The following is a 554-nucleotide window of genomic DNA, read 5'->3' as shown; positions in this document are numbered from 1 at the left end:
CGCTCTTTAGTTGCACCACCACCAACATCAAGGAAATTTGCTGGAGCGCCACCGTGAAGCTTAACGATGTCCATAGTGCCCATCGCAAGACCTGCACCGTTCACCATACAACCAATGTTGCCATCAAGGGCTACGTAATTGAGTTCCCATTCAGCCGCGTGTGCTTCGCGCTCATCTTCTTGCGAAGGATCGTGCATTTCACGTAACTTCGGCTGACGATACATCGCATTACTATCAATGTTAATTTTTCCGTCTAGGCAGTGGATGTTGCCCTCAGGAGTAATTACGAGAGGGTTGATTTCTAACAACGCTAAATCGTAATCATGGAAAAGTTTAGAAAGCCCCAAAAACAACTTTGTGAACTGCTTAATCTGATCGCCAGCGAGACCAAGTTGGAACGCTAGATCGCGTGCTTGGTATGGTTGAGCACCTACTAAAGGATCGATTTCTGCTTTCAGAATTTTTTCTGGCGTTTCTTCTGCAACGGTCTCAATCTCAACACCGCCTTCGGTAGACGCCATGAATACAACGCGACGCGTAGAACGATCTACAAC

Annotated in this window: 1 protein-coding gene; it reads right to left on the bottom strand. The window is 46.9% G+C overall.

Annotated elements, in window-relative coordinates:
- A partial coding sequence (locus A3738_RS27900; protein ID WP_369819846.1) for an ATP-grasp domain-containing protein occupies positions 1-554 on the bottom strand: 554 nt, incomplete at both ends.

It is taken from the genome of Oleiphilus sp. HI0066 (genome assembly GCF_001635725.1).
This window is presented reverse-complemented; position numbering and strand designations above follow the sequence as displayed.